This is a genomic window from Caballeronia sp. GAFFF1 (genome assembly GCF_023630705.1).
GTDB lineage: Bacteria > Pseudomonadota > Gammaproteobacteria > Burkholderiales > Burkholderiaceae > Caballeronia.
In genome coordinates this window covers 268,517-284,031 of record NZ_JALQEM010000005.1, presented here as the reverse complement: position 1 = coordinate 284,031, position 15,515 = coordinate 268,517, and the positions used below count along the sequence as shown (strand labels likewise).

15 protein-coding genes and 3 tRNA genes are annotated in these 15,515 nt (G+C 62.9%); 11 read left to right on the top strand and 7 right to left on the bottom strand.

Annotated features, from left to right (window positions below; all coding sequences use genetic code 11):
• Positions 1-136 precede the first annotated feature (136 nt).
• The 4 genes from NCR37_RS03645 (at position 137) to NCR37_RS03630 (ending at position 2,868) form a co-directional block, all read left to right on the top strand.
• Positions 137-1,156 carry a class 1 fructose-bisphosphatase gene (locus tag NCR37_RS03645; protein WP_250471728.1) on the top strand — a complete coding sequence of 340 codons (1,020 nt, stop codon included), beginning with the start codon at positions 137-139 and terminating at the stop codon, positions 1,154-1,156.
• 53 nt (positions 1,157-1,209) lie between these two features.
• Positions 1,210-1,285 (top strand) — tRNA-Thr (locus tag NCR37_RS03640).
• Between the two features lie 610 nt (positions 1,286-1,895).
• On the top strand, positions 1,896-2,045 hold the full coding sequence (locus NCR37_RS03635) for a hypothetical protein (RefSeq protein WP_175939762.1): 150 nt from the start codon (positions 1,896-1,898) through the stop codon (positions 2,043-2,045).
• Positions 2,046-2,265: 220 nt separating this feature from the next.
• Positions 2,266-2,868, top strand: a complete 603-nt coding sequence (locus NCR37_RS03630) for a chorismate mutase (RefSeq protein WP_250471726.1) — start codon at positions 2,266-2,268, stop codon at positions 2,866-2,868.
• A 2-nt stretch (positions 2,869-2,870) separates the two neighbouring features.
• Here the strand turns inward: NCR37_RS03630 and NCR37_RS03625 are convergent, their stop codons facing one another.
• A complete protein-coding gene (locus NCR37_RS03625) occupies positions 2,871-4,019 on the bottom strand; it encodes an exonuclease domain-containing protein (protein ID WP_250471853.1) in 1,149 nt (382 codons plus the stop codon).
• A gap of 666 nt (positions 4,020-4,685) precedes the next feature.
• Here NCR37_RS03625 and NCR37_RS03620 point away from each other — a divergent pair.
• Together NCR37_RS03620 and NCR37_RS03615 are read left to right on the top strand one after the other, a co-directional pair.
• A complete protein-coding gene (locus NCR37_RS03620) occupies positions 4,686-4,925 on the top strand; it encodes a hypothetical protein (RefSeq protein WP_250471718.1) in 240 nt (79 codons plus the stop codon).
• 528 nt (positions 4,926-5,453) lie between these two features.
• Positions 5,454-6,605 carry a porin gene (locus NCR37_RS03615; protein WP_250471716.1) on the top strand — a complete coding sequence of 384 codons (1,152 nt, stop codon included), beginning with the start codon at positions 5,454-5,456 and terminating at the stop codon, positions 6,603-6,605.
• A gap of 81 nt (positions 6,606-6,686) precedes the next feature.
• On the opposite strand, the gene greB is transcribed toward NCR37_RS03615, so the two are convergent.
• Positions 6,687-7,238: a transcription elongation factor GreB gene (greB, locus tag NCR37_RS03610; RefSeq protein WP_250471715.1), complete on the bottom strand. Its 552-nt coding sequence runs from the start codon at positions 7,236-7,238 to the stop codon at positions 6,687-6,689.
• Between the two features lie 154 nt (positions 7,239-7,392).
• Here greB and NCR37_RS03605 point away from each other — a divergent pair.
• Both NCR37_RS03605 and NCR37_RS03600 read left to right on the top strand, forming a co-directional pair.
• Positions 7,393-7,469, top strand: a tRNA-Arg gene (locus NCR37_RS03605).
• 87 nt (positions 7,470-7,556) lie between these two features.
• Positions 7,557-7,633 (top strand) — tRNA-Arg (locus tag NCR37_RS03600).
• Positions 7,634-7,698: 65 nt separating this feature from the next.
• Here the strand turns inward: NCR37_RS03600 and NCR37_RS03595 are convergent.
• The 5 genes from NCR37_RS03595 to NCR37_RS03575 all read right to left on the bottom strand — a co-directional run bounded on the left by NCR37_RS03595 (position 7,699) and on the right by NCR37_RS03575 (position 12,640).
• Positions 7,699-8,190 (bottom strand): phage protein NinX family protein, encoded by a 492-nt coding sequence (locus NCR37_RS03595; protein ID WP_250471701.1) that lies wholly within the window; start codon positions 8,188-8,190, stop codon positions 7,699-7,701.
• A 63-nt stretch (positions 8,191-8,253) separates the two neighbouring features.
• Entirely contained in the window at positions 8,254-10,650 is a 2,397-nt protein-coding gene (locus NCR37_RS03590; RefSeq protein WP_250471700.1) for a RelA/SpoT family protein, read from the bottom strand.
• A gap of 103 nt (positions 10,651-10,753) precedes the next feature.
• Positions 10,754-10,957: a DNA-directed RNA polymerase subunit omega gene (rpoZ, locus tag NCR37_RS03585; protein ID WP_006025620.1), complete on the bottom strand. Its 204-nt coding sequence runs from the start codon at positions 10,955-10,957 to the stop codon at positions 10,754-10,756.
• A 69-nt stretch (positions 10,958-11,026) separates the two neighbouring features.
• Complete coding sequence (gene gmk / locus NCR37_RS03580; protein WP_175939755.1) at positions 11,027-11,701, bottom strand: guanylate kinase; 675 nt, start codon at positions 11,699-11,701, stop codon at positions 11,027-11,029.
• A gap of 9 nt (positions 11,702-11,710) precedes the next feature.
• A complete protein-coding gene (locus tag NCR37_RS03575; RefSeq protein WP_250471699.1) occupies positions 11,711-12,640 on the bottom strand; it encodes a YicC/YloC family endoribonuclease in 930 nt (309 codons plus the stop codon).
• Positions 12,641-12,905: 265 nt separating this feature from the next.
• On the opposite strand from NCR37_RS03575, the gene rph reads away from it, so the two are divergent.
• Genes rph through hemW form a run of 3 tightly spaced genes read left to right on the top strand, consistent with a single transcriptional unit; the run spans position 12,906 to position 15,506 of the window.
• Positions 12,906-13,664 carry a ribonuclease PH gene (gene rph / locus NCR37_RS03570; RefSeq protein WP_250471698.1) on the top strand — a complete coding sequence of 253 codons (759 nt, stop codon included), beginning with the start codon at positions 12,906-12,908 and terminating at the stop codon, positions 13,662-13,664.
• A complete protein-coding gene (gene rdgB / locus NCR37_RS03565; RefSeq protein ID WP_250471697.1) occupies positions 13,657-14,286 on the top strand; it encodes an RdgB/HAM1 family non-canonical purine NTP pyrophosphatase in 630 nt (209 codons plus the stop codon). Before rph ends, rdgB begins: the two co-directional genes overlap by 8 nt.
• Positions 14,283-15,506, top strand: coding sequence for a radical SAM family heme chaperone HemW (hemW, locus tag NCR37_RS03560; RefSeq protein WP_250471692.1), 1,224 nt, complete (start codon positions 14,283-14,285; stop codon positions 15,504-15,506). Before rdgB ends, hemW begins: the two co-directional genes overlap by 4 nt.
• Positions 15,507-15,515 lie beyond the last annotated feature (9 nt).

Here is a 15,515-nt window from a genome sequence, read left to right as displayed (position 1 = left end):
CTCAGTGGCCGTCGCCCGATGTTTCGCGCGACGGCCATTCTTGTTTATGGCGGCCACGGCCGGTGCTGTCACACGGGCGAGCAGGATCGAGCGGTTAGAATCGTGAATATTCGTCTAACGCTCACCGGAGCCCAGCATGTCCTCCATTTCCAGCCGTACCACGCTCACGAAGTATCTGATCGAGCAGCAGCGCGAACACCAGAATCTGCCGGCCGACCTGCGTCTTCTGATCGAAGTCGTCGCGCGTGCCTGCAAGCAAATTGGCTATCAGGTGAGCAAAGGCGCGCTCGGCGATGCGCTCGGCTCCGCCGGCAGCGAAAACGTGCAGGGCGAAGTGCAGAAGAAGCTCGACGTGCTCTCGAACGAAATTCTGCTCGAAGCCAACGAATGGGGCGGCAACCTGGCCGCGATGGCATCGGAAGAAATGGAAAAGATCTTCCCGATTCCCAACCGCTATCCGAAGGGCAACTATCTGCTGACGTTCGATCCGCTCGACGGCTCGTCGAACATCGACGTCAACGTGTCGATCGGCACCATCTTCTCGGTGTTGCGCTGCCCCGACGGCGCGGAGCCGACGGAAGCGGCGTTCATGCAGCCGGGCACGGCGCAAGTCGCCGCTGGCTATGCGGTGTACGGGCCGCAAACGGTGCTCGTCCTGACCGTCGGCCACGGCGTCAACTGCTTCACGCTCGACCGCGAACTCGGCTCGTGGGTGCTGACGCAGCGCGACATGCAGGTGCCGACCGAAACGCGCGAATACGCGATCAACGCGTCGAACAGCCGCCACTGGTACGAGCCGGTGCAGCGCTACGTGAACGAACTGAACGAGGGGAAGGACGGTCCGCGCAAGGACGACTTCAATATGCGCTGGATTGCGTCGATGGTCGCGGACGTGCATCGCATCCTGAATCGCGGGGGCATCTTCATGTATCCGGCCGACAAGCGCACGCCGGATCGCCCCGGCAAGCTGCGCCTCATGTACGAAGCGAACCCGATGGCGTTCATCGTCGAGCAGGCGGGCGGCGCCGCGACCGACGGCGAGCGGCGCATTCTCGATATCGTCCCGACGAGCCTGCATCAGCGCGTGCCGGTGTTCCTCGGCTCGAAGAACGAAGTGGACCGCGTCACCCGCTACCATCTGACAAAGAAAATTTGATTCAGGCTATTGCCAAATCGAGAATGTGGTCGCTATAATCTTGTTTCTCTGATGCCGGAATAGCTCAGACGGTAGAGCAGCGCATTCGTAATGCGAAGGTCGGGGGTTCGATTCCTCTTTCCGGCACCACAAGATTCAAGCAGCAAACCAGAACCCGCGTTCATGCAAATGACGCGGGTTTTTGCTATTGGTGGTCTCGAACGCGCGCGAGACGGCCCTCCCCCAATGCGCGGTTGCCTCCTTCCGCTTCTCGACTGCCTCGAATTTCGGTTCGCGGCGCAAATACGCAAGAGCATTTCGCATTTGCGCTGCCTGCTTCTCGAAATCGCGCGATATGTGCGCTTTCGTACAACGACGACCCATTTTCCGCTTTGCACCACAGCGTCAACGAAGGTTTCCCGGTATCGTTATATCCATAGAGGAAAGGCAACGATCCAGCGCGGGCGCGGCGCAGCGCCCCGGGCGACGGGGCTCGGCGCTGTCCCGCCGGCTTGGTCCACTGCGGTTCTTTTTGCTAAAACATTAGTAAGCGGGCTCACCCGCCAGCGAAAATTACCGACCGCCGTGCGAACGGTCATATGCCTGATCGGTTGCCGCAGTTTCGCGCTCAAGCCGAAGCCGCGCCGAACCGATAACGCTTAAACAGAGGATCAGTTAATCGGCCATTGCGGCAGCGCACGAACCTGCAGCAGTCGCAATAGCCAGCAATCGAATGTCGATGTCACCCGAGGAGAGAACCATGGACGCCAAACCGACGAAAATCCCGACGCCCGACAAGGTGCATTGTCCGGACCCGGAGCCGGTAGCCGTCGAGTTTCTCGCGACCGAACTGCCCGAGCACGTGCGCGCGTTCTTCGACGAACAGCGCAAGCTGGCTTCGGTCAAGTAGGCGGCCGCGCTGAACCATCACGCCGCCGTCGTGAATACGACGCCCGGTGCGCGCGGCGCGCACGGACTTCGCAGTCCGCATATGGCGCTCGCCAGGAAGCGTCACGCCCTCTCCTTCTGAAACGAGTCGGGCTGACGCCTGGCTTCGCTCGTCCGATCTTCGAGCCCGCACGACTCCGCGCCTGCGCTATGCTGGCGCTTTTGCGCGAACCGCCCAGACGATGCGCCACCGATCGGCCCTCTCGCTTCTTTCTCGCCTGACCTTCGCCTGCACGCTGCTGCTCGCGGCCGCCGCGCCCGCGCAAGCAGACGGCGACGACACGGCGTTCACCAATCTCATCGCGCTCGTTTCGCAACGCCTCGCGCTGGCGGAACCGGTTGCCCGCTACAAGTGGGCGCGCCACGAGCCGGTCACCGACGCGCCGCGTGAAGCCGCGCTGCTCCGGCACGTGGACGAGAGAGCGCGCGCCGCGGACATCGATCCGGATTTCGCGCAACAGTTCTTTCGCGATCAGATCGACGCGAGCAAGGACGTGCAGAACGCGCTGTTCGCGAACTGGCGCGCGCTGAGGGCCGCGCCTGAAGGTTCGCCGCCCGATCTCGCCACTGAGACGCGACCGAAGCTGGATCGGCTGACCAGCGCGCTGTTGACCGCACTCTCGCGTATCGAGCCGATGCGCCACGCCGACGACTGTCCGCTGCGCCTCGCCGACAGTCTTGCGCGCTGGAAGCACGTCACGCGTTATGACTCGTCGCTGAACGCGCCGCTCGGGCGCGCGTTGTCCCACGTGTGCGCGGCCGGAGGCGTCGGCGCGGTCGGCTGACGTTACGAAACCGCGCTCGCCAGCACGTCCTGCCGCAACGGCACGAACGCGAGACCGCGAGCCAGACGTTCGGCGAGAATGCGGTAAATCGCCAGGTCGAAACGCGCGGGTTCGCCCGTCACCCGCAACTCGCGCGCTTGCTCGAGCGTCCCTGCGGTGCCGAAGTACTGCCAGTTGTCGATCACATGCCAAGCGCGGTGCCCGGTTGCCGCGTCGCGCTCCTCGATGGCGACGGCGCCTGCGTGCGGCCACGGCATGCCGCGCGCATCACCGGCACGGGACTTCGGCGCGCGGTTGAGCGAAGGACGCAGCGTCGCGATCATCTGCGCCTCGGCAAGCATCGCGCCGATTTCGCCGCCCGTCGCCTTCCATTCCACGCGCCGCACGAGGGCGGCCAGGCGCAGGTCCTTCGCTGATCGGCGCGGTCCGGTCAAGTGCGAGCGCACGCGCTGGCGCAAGCGCACGCTGCGGCCGACATAGAGCGGTGCGTCGTCGTCGCCAAAAAACACGTACGCGCCGCAGCCGGCCGGAATGCGCTCGATAGTGTCTTCGTCGATCTGCGCCGCGAGCCGAAAGCGGCGCGTTACCCGGCCCACGTGTTCCGCCAGTGTCTCGGGCGCGTGCGCTCGATGCAGATGCTGCCAGAACTGCCACAGGAGATCCGCATCGGCGAGCGCGCGATGCCGGGCGGCAGGCACGAGCGCGTGACGTTCGACGAGCGCGTCCAGACCGTGCCGCGTTTCCGCTGGATACACCGCCCGCGACAGTTGAACCGTGCACAGCACGTCCGGCACGAAGCGCATGCCGATGCGCCTGAACTCGCTCTTCAGGAAACTGTGGTCGAAGTGCGCGTTGTGCGCGACGAAGAGCCGCCCGTCCATCCGGTCGAGCAAGCCGGCTGCGAGTTCGGCGAATGTGGGGGCATCTCGGACCATCGCGTCGTCGATGCCGGTCAACTGCTGAACGAATGCAGGAATCGGCCGCTCCGGATTCACGAGCGAGGTCCACTGCGACACGCCTTGCGGCCCGGCCTCGACGATGCCGATTTCAGTAATGCGATCGACGCCGAACGTGCCGCCCGTGGTTTCGAGATCGACGAAAACGAGAGGGGTGGAAGGCAGTGCCAGCGCGGGAGGGAAATGAAGGTGCATCGTGATGTAAGGCAATGCGGCGGCTTCGGCCGTGCAACCGGGGGGTCTGAATTGCCCATTCTAACAAACCGGTATGTCCGAGGCGTCGGTCGATCGGGCGTCTTCGGCACTTCATCAAATATCTTGAGGGCGTCCGCGTAGGTATTTTCACCGATTTACCGGGCTATTATGGAGTCGCTGTTTCGACAACACCCGCCAAACAGACCCTGCAAGATACCGCATATTTTTGGTTTGCAATCTCGTATAAACCCCGAGTGACCAAACTCATGCGCGAATATTGTTCGGAAATTCGGCGTGGTAGGACTTGCCGCACCTCCGCCACGCGGGCAGCCGTTCCCCGCGGCGGCCGCGCCGTGCGGGACAGGTCGGGCGGCCTCGCTAGGCCGCGTAGAGGGAGCCACGACAGATTAACTCGCGGATTAATGGCTCGCAGAGTTACGCGATTTTAATCCACCACGCTTGCGAAATCAGCCGTAGTTCAGATTATGCGACGGCTTTACGCAGCGCATATAGGTTCTAATAAACAGAGGATCCTGCGAAGCCGATTAACCCGCATAGACTGTAAATCTCATTGCCTTGGAGTAAGTGTTAACTCGCCTTGCCCGATTCTCCGCCCAAGAGGATCATGAAAATGAGATCGTGATGCAATGAATAGGAGGTTCGACGATGAATCACTTGACGCGCTTTGCGCAATGGCTGAAATCACTCGTCGGTTCGTTTATTTCACCAGCCGCGCCGTCGATATCGCCGCTTTCGCTTGAACCGGCATGGCATGGCGATCACTGGCAGAACCTGCTTGCATCGCCGATGGACGCCCGCCGCTACGTCATGGAGGACTGGGCCACGCCGCTGGACGACGACCTGGTGCCGAAGCGGGAGGAAGCCGTTGACCTGGAGCCGCGCTGAAGTCCCGACCACGCTGTGACAAGCAAAAAAAAAGCGCGACCGAAAGGCCGCGCTGACAAAGTTTGGAGATCTTTTCCGTCAACGAAAAAGTCTGCTCCGAAAAGCAGAAATGACAGTATAGCCACCGCCATCGCAATAATTACCCTCAGGCGCGGCAATCTTCTGTTGCTGTTTTCTCAACAATCCATTTTCTGGACTTGTCCGATTCCCTTACGGCCTAAATCGTGTCGCACATCTGCAACGCAGATTGGTTGACAGTTAAGCGCCGCGGACTTTATTCGCCAATAAACCTCTGAATTTAAAGCGGAAAAACGCCTCTTTCGATCATTGCTAATCGGAGAATGATTTATTGCGCGAACTGGAACGTGCGGGCTGTAACACCGTCTTTACACTTCGTCTGGTCCGGAAACAAATGCGTCGCTCTTCGCGGCACGTTGCTCCTCCGACCGCGCCTCTCGCAGCCGGTCGCAGCGAGGTTTCCTCAAAGCCTGGGTTCCTTAGGCCCAATCTGCTCTCGGAGTTACAAAGATGAAAAAGACTCTCATGGTCGCAGCCCTCACGGGCGTCTTCGCTACCGCCGCTCACGCGCAAAGCAGCGTCACGCTCTACGGCCTGATCGATGCGGGCATCACCTACACGAACAATCAGAACGGCCACAGCAACTGGAAGGCGACGAGCGGCGCGGTCAACGGCAGCCGTTGGGGCCTGCGTGGTTCGGAAGACCTGGGCGGCGGCCTGAAGGCGATCTTCACGTTGGAGAACGGCTTCAACATCATGAACGGCACGAACGGCCAAGGTGGCCGTGAGTTCGGCCGTCAGGCATATGTCGGTCTGTCGAGCAACCAGTTCGGCGCCGTTACCCTCGGCCGTCAATATGACTCCGTGGTCGACTTCCTCGGGCCCCTGGCTCTGACGGGCACGCAATACGGCGGCACGCAGTTCGCCCACCCGTTCGATAACGACAACCTGACCAACACGTTCCGCGTCGACAACTCGGTCAAGTACACCAGCGCGAACTACGCTGGCCTGAAGTTCGGCGCAATGTACGGTTTCTCCAATCAGGCTGGCGGTTTCGCGAACAACCGTGCTTACAGCGCGGGCGTGTCGTATAACTACGGTCCGTTGAACGTGGCGGGTGCGTACTTCCAGACGAACAACGGCGCGCCGGTGAATGCAGCGGGCGCGGCAATCGCGGGCGGCGCGGTCACGGCTGACCAGGCTCCGTTCTCGGCAGGCCGTCAGCGCATCTTCGGTGGTGGCCTGAACTACGCGTTCGGTCCGGCGACGGTCGGTTTCGTCTTCACGCAGACCATGCTCGACAGCGGCGTCGGTCTGACGAACGTCGGCTCGCAAGGTCTCGGCAACATCGCGCTGGGCAACAGCGTGCGCTTCCAGAACTACGAAGTGAACGGCCGCTACAACCTGACGCCGGCTCTGTCGCTGGCGGCGAACTACACGTTCACCGATGCGCGCATCGAAGGCGTGAAGCCGAAGTTCCACCAGGTCGACCTGCAAACGGCATACGCGCTGTCGAAGCGCACCGACGTGTACCTGCAGGGCGAGTACCAGCACGTGACGAACACGGACGGCACGAACATCGGCGCGACCATCAACGGCGTTGGCATCTCGTCGACCTCGAACCAAGTCTCGGCAACGGTTGGCGTTCGTCACCGCTTCTGAGCCTCGACTGCAGTTCTGCTTGTCAAAAAGCCGCTCTTCGGAGCGGCTTTTTTTCGTCTGTGCGCCGACGTGACGTGTGAACTAGCGCGGATACCGCACGTCGAGAATATCGATCTGCTGCACGCCCGCCGGCGTGTGCAGCGGCACCGTATCGCCGATACGCGCCTTCAGGAGCGCCCGCGCGACCGGCGAGACCCAGCTCACGTGGCCGCGCTCCAGATCCACCTCGTCGACGCCGACAATCGTCACCGTATGCACGATGCCGTCGTCGCCCGCGTAGTCCACCGTCGCGCCGAAGAAGACCTGATCGACGTTCTCCTGCTTGCGCGCATCCACGACCTCGGCGAGATCGAGCCGCTTCGTCAGAAAGCGAATGCGCCGGTCGATCTCTCGCAGGCGCCGCTTGCCGTAGATGTAGTCGCCGTTCTCCGAGCGATCACCGTTCGACGCCGCCCACGACACGAGCTTGACCACTTCCGGGCGCTCGTTGTCGAGCAGTTGCAGCAGCTCGTCGCGCAGCCGCTGATGGCCCGCAGGCGTGATGTAGTTCTTCGCGCCGGCCGGCACATCCGGCTGGCCGAGTTCGAGATCGTCGTCGCTCTCGTCGGATTCTTTGACAAATGCCTTGTTCATGGTGCGAACCGATTCCAGAATTCCGCGCATCGCGCGCTGAGTGTGTAGAGGCGTGTAATCGTCAACTTACCACGACGCTAGCCGGTCTTAGCCACTTTTCGGTCAACGCCTCTTCCCTTTTCAAACGGGCTTGGCTATAATTCCGCTTCTGCGTGCGGCTGTAGCTCAGTTGGATAGAGTACTTGGCTACGAACCAAGGGGTCGTGGGTTCGAATCCTGCCAGCCGCGCCACTTATTCCGGTGTTTTCACTTTCAAGCGAAAGCATCGAGCGCTTAACCACAAGCGCATTGAAGTCACATAGCAGTACCGTTTTGCGTGCGGCTGTAGCTCAGTTGGATAGAGTACTTGGCTACGAACCAAGGGGTCGTGGGTTCGAATCCTGCCAGCCGCGCCACTTTCAAAGGGCCTTCCATTCGGAAGGCCCTTTTTGTTTTGGCCGCGCTATCGCGACGCTGATCGTCAGGGCCGTGGCGGCGACTTGATATCGCCGATGCGCGCATTCGGCGCGGGCACGTCTTCAGCCGATGAAAACGCTGTCGGCTCACTGATCGCTTCGGCACGCGTGCCGAGCAAGGTCTGCGGATGCCGCAAGTAGACATCCTCGACGCTCTCGCCGAACGAATGCCGCACAAACGCGCGCAGCAGCGCGACACGTAGCGACGGCCCCCGCGCGTGCACCGGCTCGCCGTCCTTGCCGAACGTCGCCGTGCATTCCACTTCCCCGCGCCCCACGTCGTTCATTTCCAGCCGGCAGGCGCGCTCCAGCACGACAGACGCGGCCTCCCACGACGTCGACGGCAGAAACCGCCCGTCCCACGCCTTGCCGCGGTCGTTACCGCGGATCGAGAGCGTGGTGCCGCTGTCGGTGAAGTGGATTTCCCTGATGAAGTCGTGAAGGCCGCGCGCTACCCAGTAATCGAGCGTGGGGCCTTCGAGGTCGGATGTATTCATATCGGCGCTCTCCATGCTTTCGGTCGACTGACGACCGCATGCACGCCGCGTTCCCGCGCCGGATCAGTAGTCGGCGCGTTCCCGGTCGATGCGCATGCCGCCGTCCTGATTGCGATGATGCGGCTCGTCGCTCGGACGCTCGCGCGCAATGCGCATCACGTCCAGATTCGTGCGCACGCGACGCATCACATTCGCGAGATGCACGCGATCGCTCACCTGGATGACGAAGCGCAGAAGCTTCGCCTCCTGCGAGACGTCCTCATCCATCGCGATGTGAACGATGTTCGCGTCCGCCGATGTGATATCCGCCGCCACGCGCGCGAACACGCCCTTCGTGTTCTTTACGAGCACCTTCACGGCGACGTCGAAGAGACGCCCCGGCTGCGGCGCCCACGCGACGTCGATCCAGCGCCCCGGATCGCGCCGGTGGATGCGCTGCGCGACGCGGCATTCCGTCGTGTGGATCGCCATGCCGAGCCCGATGCCGATATAGCCCATGATGTCGTCGCCGGGAATCGGGCGGCAGCACGGCGACAGTTGCACCGACATGCCTTCCGTACCCGTGATGACCACGGGCGGCGCGGTATTGGTGTTGTGGTGCTCGCGATGCGGGTGATCCTCGTCGTCCGCAATGCCGTTCATCAACACTTCGATGCGCTTGGCCATCACGGCCGCCACGCGCCGGCCGAGGCCGATATCCGCAAAGATTTCCTGACGCGTCTTGTTGCCGGTCCACAGCACGAGCTTGTCCCACACTTCCGGCGTGACGTCCGACAGCGCGAGGCCATAGCCCTTGAGACTTTGATCGACGAGCCGCTCGCCTAGCTGCACGGATTCGTTCAGGCGCATCGTCTTCAGATAGTGACGGATGGCCGAGCGCGCCTTGCCGGTACGCACGAATCCGAGCCACGCGGGATTCGGCTTCGAGTACGGCGCGGTGATCACTTCGACGATATCGCCGCTCTTCAACTCCGTGCGCAGCGGCAGCAGTTCGTTGTTGATCTTGACCGCGACGCACTGATTGCCGAGGTCGCTGTGAATGGAATACGCGAAGTCGAGCGCCGTCGCGCCACGCGGCAGCGGCATGATCTTCGACTTCGGCGTGAACACGTAGACCGCGTCCGGGAACAGGTCGATCTTGACGTGTTCGAGGAATTCGCTCGAATCGCCTGCTTCGCTCTGGATGTCGAGCAGCGACTTGAGCCATTGATGCGCGCGCTTCTGCACGTCGTTCAGATCCGCGCCGCCGTTCTTGTACAGCCAGTGCGCCGCGACGCCCGCCTCGGCGATCTCGTGCATCTTGCGCGTGCGAATCTGGAATTCGATGGGCGCGCCGAACGGCCCGACGAGCGTGGTATGCAACGACTGATAGCCGTTCACCTTCGGAATCGCGATGTAATCCTTGAACTTGCCCGGCACGGGCTTGTAGAGCGCATGCAGCGCGCCGATGCACGTATAGCACTCGAGCGCGCTCTCCACGACCACGCGAAAGCCGTACACATCCAGCACCTGCGAGAACGACAACTGCTTGTCGCGCATCTTCTTGTAGATGCTGTAGATGGTCTTTTCGCGGCCGGTGACTTCGGCGCTGATCTTCGCGTCCGCAATCGTGCGCTGCACCGCTTCGAGAATCTTGCCGACCACTTCGCGCCGGTTGCCGCGCGCCGCCTTCACCGCTTTTTCGAGCGTGGCGTAGCGGTTTGGATTGAAGTTCGCGAAGCTCAGGTCCTGCAACTCGCGATACGTGTTGTTGAGGCCGAGCCGATGCGCAATAGGCGCGTAGATATCCAGCGTTTCGCGCGCGACACGCCGACGCTTCTCCGGCGGCACGGCGCCCAGCGTGCGCATGTTGTGCAGGCGGTCGGCGAGCTTCACCAGAATGACGCGCACGTCGCGCGCCATCGCGAGCAGCATCTTGCGGAAGTTCTCTGCCTGCGCTTCCTCGCGGTTGCGGAACTCCATCTTGTCCAGCTTTGACAAGCCGTCGACCAGTTCCGCGACCTTCGCGCCGAACCGCTCGGCGATTTCCGTCTTGGTCACGCCCTGATCTTCGATCACGTCGTGCAGGAGCGCCGCCATGATGGACTGCGCGTCCAGCTTCCAGCCTGCGCAGATTTCCGCGACAGCGACCGGATGCGTGATGTACGGCTCGCCGCTCTGGCGATACTGCCCGAGATGCGCTTCGTCGCTGAAATGGAAAGCCGCCTTGACTTCCTTGATCTCGTCGGCGGAGATGTAGCTTGCCAGCGCGTTCGTCAGATTCGCGATGGAAACGACGTCGTGCCTGCGTGGCTGCTCCGGCGTGGCGGTCGGCCCGAACAGGTGGCGAAACGACTGTTCGAGGACCGCGTCGATGTACTTGCGCGCCGCGTGCGGCTTGTCGGCATCGAGAAGCGAATCCTGATCGATCTCGATGTCCGGGTCCACTGAAGCGGAGACGGGCAGCGGTGTCTGACTCATGTTCGCCTCCGTGTTCGTCTGACGCGCCGCTTATCCATCAGTTGCGCCGGTTGCAAGAAGTGAAACGGGTGAAACGGGTAGAAGACTTCGAAAAAGCCGCCGGTCAGACCGGCACTTTCTTCAGCATTTCTACGCCCACCTGCCCCGCTGCGATTTCGCGCAGCGCGACGACGGTCGGCTTGTCGCGGCTTTCGATCTTCGGGGTGTGACCTTGCGCGAGCTGACGCGCGCGATACGTTGCCGCGAGCGCCAGCTCGAAGCGGTTCGGAATTTGTTTCAGGCAGTCTTCGACAGTGATGCGGGCCATGTTTGTATCCTTCTCGATGTGGGTTTTATTCTACCTTATGTGACCGATGCGACTCGGCCACCGCTCGCGTCATTGCGGGTGCGTGGGATGAATGCCGAGCTCGACGAAAAGCTGCGTGTGACGCGCGTATTGCGACGTGAAGCGCAGGCGCGTGGCGGCCACGAGGCAGCGCAGTTCGTTGAGCGCGCGATCGAAATTCTCGTTGATGACGACATACTCCGCTTCCGACGCATGCGCCATCTCGCTGCCGGCCGCGAGCAGCCGCCGCACGATCACGTTGGGCGCGTCCTGGCCGCGCTTCTTCAAGCGGTCTTCGAGCGCATCCAGCGAAGGCGGCAGAATGAAAATCTCCACCGCATTGCGAAAGCGTTTCTTGACCTGCTGCGCGCCCTGCCAGTCGATTTCGAGCAGCACGTCGTGGCCCATTTTCATCTGGTCCTCGATCCACAGGCGCGAAGTCGCGTAGTAATTGCCGTGCACTTCCGCGCTTTCGAGAAACTCGCCCTTGTCGTGCCGCTCCATGAATTCGTCGACGGACACGAAGTGATACTGCACGCCGTTGGTCTCGGCCGGGCGCGGGTCGCGCGTGGTGTAGGAAACCGACAGGCGAATGGCCGGGTCCTGCGCGAGCAGCGCGTTCACGAGCGTGGACTTGCCCGCTCCCGACGGCGCGACGACCATGAACAGGTTGCCGGGATAGATACCCGTGTACGTGCTATGCGAGCGGTGCGTGGTGTTCGGCATGATCGAGCGTTACTCCAGATTCTGTACTTGTTCGCGCATCTGTTCGATGAGCAGCTTCAGCGTCATCGACGCATCCGCGAGTTCCTTGGCGGCCGCCTTCGAGCCGAGCGTGTTCGCTTCGCGATTGAGCTCCTGCATCATGAAGTCGAGCCGCTTGCCGACCTTGCCGCCCTTTTGCAGCACGTGGCGCGTTTCCGTGAGATGCGCGCTTAAGCGCTGCAACTCTTCCGCGATGTCGATGCGAATGCCGTACATCGTCACTTCCTGACGGATGCGCTCGGCAATCTCATCGCGCGGCACGCTCGTCGTCGTGGCGTTGTCCGACGTCGCGATGCCGAGCGCGTCTTGCAGGCGCTCGACGATCTTCTGCTGATGCTTCGTGATCAGTTCGGGCACGAGCGGCGTGATGCGCGCGACGATCGCTTCCATCTCCGTCACGTTGTTGATGAGCACGCCCGCCAGCGCCGCGCCTTCGCGCGCGCGGACTTCGATGAGATCCGCGATCGCCTGCTTGGCGCACGCGAGCACCGCTTCGCGCAGCGTGTCCTGCGAGACCGAGCTTTCCGCGAGCACGCCCGGCCAGCGCAGAATTTCGCCGGTGCGCATGCGTTCGGCATCCGGAAAGACGTCGAGCACCGCGCGCTCCAGCGTGGCGAGTTGCGTGAGCGCGTCGCGATTGAGCGCGCCCGCATTGGCCGTCTGCTCGACGCGATTCAAGTTGATGCGGATATCGACCTTGCCGCGCGAGAGCTTGGTCATCAGCATTTCGCGCATTTGCGGCTCGGTGGCGCGCACGTCTTCGGGCATGCGGAAATTCAGGTCGAGAAAGCGCGAATTCACCGTGCGCAATTCCACCGATACCCCGACGCCTGCGCCGCCCGCGCCGTCCGCGACGACTTCGCGCGTCGCGCTGGCATAGCCTGTCATGCTGTAGATCATGGTACGTCTCGCGATGTGCGCCTTCGCTTGCCGAAGGCCGGTTCAACGAAACGCCCGGCGCGAATGAAGGTGCGCTGGGATTGGCACGCGTTGGCCGCCGGGCGATGAACCCGCATTATCCCATTTTTACCTCACGGCCCGTCCGCCCGGACGCGCGCCGCGCATTCCGCGGCCGGCAACGCCGCCCGGTGATTGACGATAAAATCGCACCACCTGGCGCACCGAACATTCGAATCGCGCCCGACTCTTTCTTCCCTCGCTCACCATGACCGACTCTCCCCTGCTCAAGCCTTCCATTGCCCGCCCGAGCGGCCGCCGCGCGAGCCAGTTACGCGACGTGCGCATCACGCGGCATTACACGAAGCACGCGGAAGGATCGGTGCTCGTCGAGTTCGGCGATACGAAAGTGATCTGCACGGCGAGCATCGCCGAACGCGTGCCGGCGTTTCTCACCGGACGCGAGCAAGGCTGGCTCACCGCCGAATACGGCATGCTGCCGCGCGCCACGCACACGCGCAGCGACCGCGAAGCCGCGCGCGGCAAGCAGACCGGGCGCACGCAGGAGATTCAACGGCTGATCGGTCGGGCGCTGCGCTCCGTATTCGATCTGAACGTGCTCGGCCCGCGCACGCTGCATCTCGACTGCGACGTGATCCAGGCCGACGGCGGCACGCGCACCGCGAGCATCACGGGCGCATTCGTCGCCGCGCACGATGCCGTGACGGAGCTGCTTGCGAGCGGACGCATCGCGCAATCGCCGGTGAAGGATTTCGTCGCGGCCATTTCGGTCGGCATCTTCGAAGGCTCGCCCGTGCTCGACCTCGACTACGAGGAAGACTCGCAGTGCGATACCGACATGAACGTCGTGATGACGGGCGCGGGCGGCTTCGTCGAAGTGCAGGGCACGGCGGAAGGCGCGCCGTTCTCGCGCGACGAGATGAACGCGCTGCTCGATCTCGCCGACAGCGGCATCAAGGCGCTGATCGCGAAGCAAAAAGCCGCGCTGGAGATCGAAGGTGTCTGATACACATGGCATCGGGCATGGCATCGGTCGCGTGGTGCTCGCGTCGAATAACGCAGGAAAGCTGCGCGAGTTCGCGTCGCTCCTGAACGCCGCGGGCATCGAACTGATCGCGCAGGGCGAACTCGGCGTGCCGGAAGCGGAAGAGCCGCATCCGACGTTCGTCGAAAACGCGCTCGCGAAGGCGCGCCACGCGTCGGCGTTGACCGGCCTGCCCGCCCTCGCCGACGACTCGGGCCTTTGTGTCCGCGCGCTGAACGGCGCGCCCGGCGTGCATTCGGCGCGCTACGCGATGAAGCACGGCGGCGAAAAGAGCGATGCCGCCAACAACGCTCGACTCGTCGCGGACTTGGCGAACGAAGCGGACCGCCGTGCGTATTACTTCTGCGTGCTCGTGCTCGTGCGTCACGCAGACGATCCCGAGCCGCTCATCGCGGAAGGCCGCTGGCACGGCGAAGTGATCGACACGCCGCGCGGCGGGCACGGCTTCGGCTACGACCCGTACTTCTTTCTGCCGGCGCTCGGCGCGACCGCCGCCGAACTCGATCCGGCGCGCAAGAACGCGGTGAGTCATCGCGCGCTCGCGCTGCGTGATCTGCTGCAACGACTCAAGGAACTCGCGTGAGCAGCGGACCGAAGACGATCAACATCGTGCAGGCGTTCACGTCGCCCGGAAGCATCCGGCTGACGTCGCTGCCGCCGCTTTCGCTGTACGTGCATTTTCCGTGGTGTGTGCGCAAGTGCCCGTATTGCGACTTCAACTCGCACGAGTGGAAGGACGATACGTTCCCCGAAGAACGTTATCTCGACGCATTGCGCGCCGACCTCGAACGCGCGTTGCCGCTCGTCTGGGGACGGCAGGTGCATACCATTTTCATCGGCGGGGGCACGCCGTCGCTGTTGTCGGCCAAGGGCCTCGACAGGCTGCTTTCCGACGCGCGCGCGCTTTTGCCCATCGACGCCGACGCCGAAATCACGCTCGAAGCGAATCCCGGCACGTTCGAAGCGGCGAAGTTCGCGTCGTTCCGCGCGAGCGGCGTGAACCGGCTGTCGATCGGCATTCAGAGCTTCAACGAGGCGCATCTGAAGGCGCTCGGCCGTATCCATGATGCGACGCAGGCTCGGCGCGCCGTCGAGATCGCGGCGAAGCACTTCGACAACTTCAACCTCGACCTGATGTTCGCGCTGCCGCAGCAGTCGCTCGACGAATGCCGGCGCGATATCGAGACTGCGATCGCCTTCGCGCCGCCGCATCTGTCGCTGTATCACCTGACGATGGAGCCGAACACGCTCTTCGCCAAATATCCGCCCGCCCTGCCCGACGACGACGCCGCCGCCGACATGCAGGACTGGATTCACGAGCGCACGCGCGATGCCGGCTACGAGCGCTACGAAGTGTCGGCGTATGCGAAGCCGCATCGGCAGAGCCGCCACAACCTGAATTACTGGCGCTTCGGCGATTACCTCGGCATCGGCGCGGGCGCGCACACGAAGCTGTCGTTTCCGTCGAAGATCGTGCGGCAGGCGCGCTTCAAGCATCCGGCGACGTACATGGATCACGCGCTGTCGCCCACGGAAAGCGCGATTCAGGAAGAGCGCGAAGTCGGGCCGCGTGATCTGCCGTTCGAGTTCATGCTGAACACGCTGCGGCTCGTCGAAGGCTTTCCGGTGCATGCGTTCGTCGAGCGCACGGGACTGGCGCTCTCGGCCATCGAGCCGGCGCTCGTCGAAGCGGAGAAGCGCGGCCTCATCACGCGCGATTTCGAGCGCATTGCGCCGACCGAGCGCGGCCAACGCTTCCTCAACGATTTGCAGGAGCTGTTCTTGCAGGATCCCGCACGGTGAGCGCCCCGA

Excerpts from the sequence above, each read along its gene's own strand:
- NCR37_RS03645 (WP_250471728.1), top strand. The coding sequence starts at position 137 with ATGTCCTCCATTTCCAGCCGTACCACGCTCACGAAGTATCTGATCGAG.
- NCR37_RS03635 (WP_175939762.1), top strand. The coding sequence starts at position 1,896 with ATGGACGCCAAACCGACGAAAATCCCGACGCCCGACAAGGTGCATTGT.
- NCR37_RS03630 (WP_250471726.1), top strand. The coding sequence starts at position 2,266 with ATGCGCCACCGATCGGCCCTCTCGCTTCTTTCTCGCCTGACCTTCGCC.
- NCR37_RS03625 (WP_250471853.1), bottom strand. The coding sequence starts at position 4,019 with ATGCACCTTCATTTCCCTCCCGCGCTGGCACTGCCTTCCACCCCTCTC.
- NCR37_RS03620 (WP_250471718.1), top strand. The coding sequence starts at position 4,686 with ATGAATCACTTGACGCGCTTTGCGCAATGGCTGAAATCACTCGTCGGT.
- NCR37_RS03615 (WP_250471716.1), top strand. The coding sequence starts at position 5,454 with ATGAAAAAGACTCTCATGGTCGCAGCCCTCACGGGCGTCTTCGCTACC.
- greB (WP_250471715.1), bottom strand. The coding sequence starts at position 7,238 with ATGAACAAGGCATTTGTCAAAGAATCCGACGAGAGCGACGACGATCTC.
- NCR37_RS03595 (WP_250471701.1), bottom strand. The coding sequence starts at position 8,190 with ATGAATACATCCGACCTCGAAGGCCCCACGCTCGATTACTGGGTAGCG.
- NCR37_RS03590 (WP_250471700.1), bottom strand. The coding sequence starts at position 10,650 with ATGAGTCAGACACCGCTGCCCGTCTCCGCTTCAGTGGACCCGGACATC.
- rpoZ (WP_006025620.1), bottom strand. The coding sequence starts at position 10,957 with ATGGCCCGCATCACTGTCGAAGACTGCCTGAAACAAATTCCGAACCGC.
- gmk (WP_175939755.1), bottom strand. The coding sequence starts at position 11,701 with ATGCCGAACACCACGCACCGCTCGCATAGCACGTACACGGGTATCTAT.
- NCR37_RS03575 (WP_250471699.1), bottom strand. The coding sequence starts at position 12,640 with ATGATCTACAGCATGACAGGCTATGCCAGCGCGACGCGCGAAGTCGTC.
- rph (WP_250471698.1), top strand. The coding sequence starts at position 12,906 with ATGACCGACTCTCCCCTGCTCAAGCCTTCCATTGCCCGCCCGAGCGGC.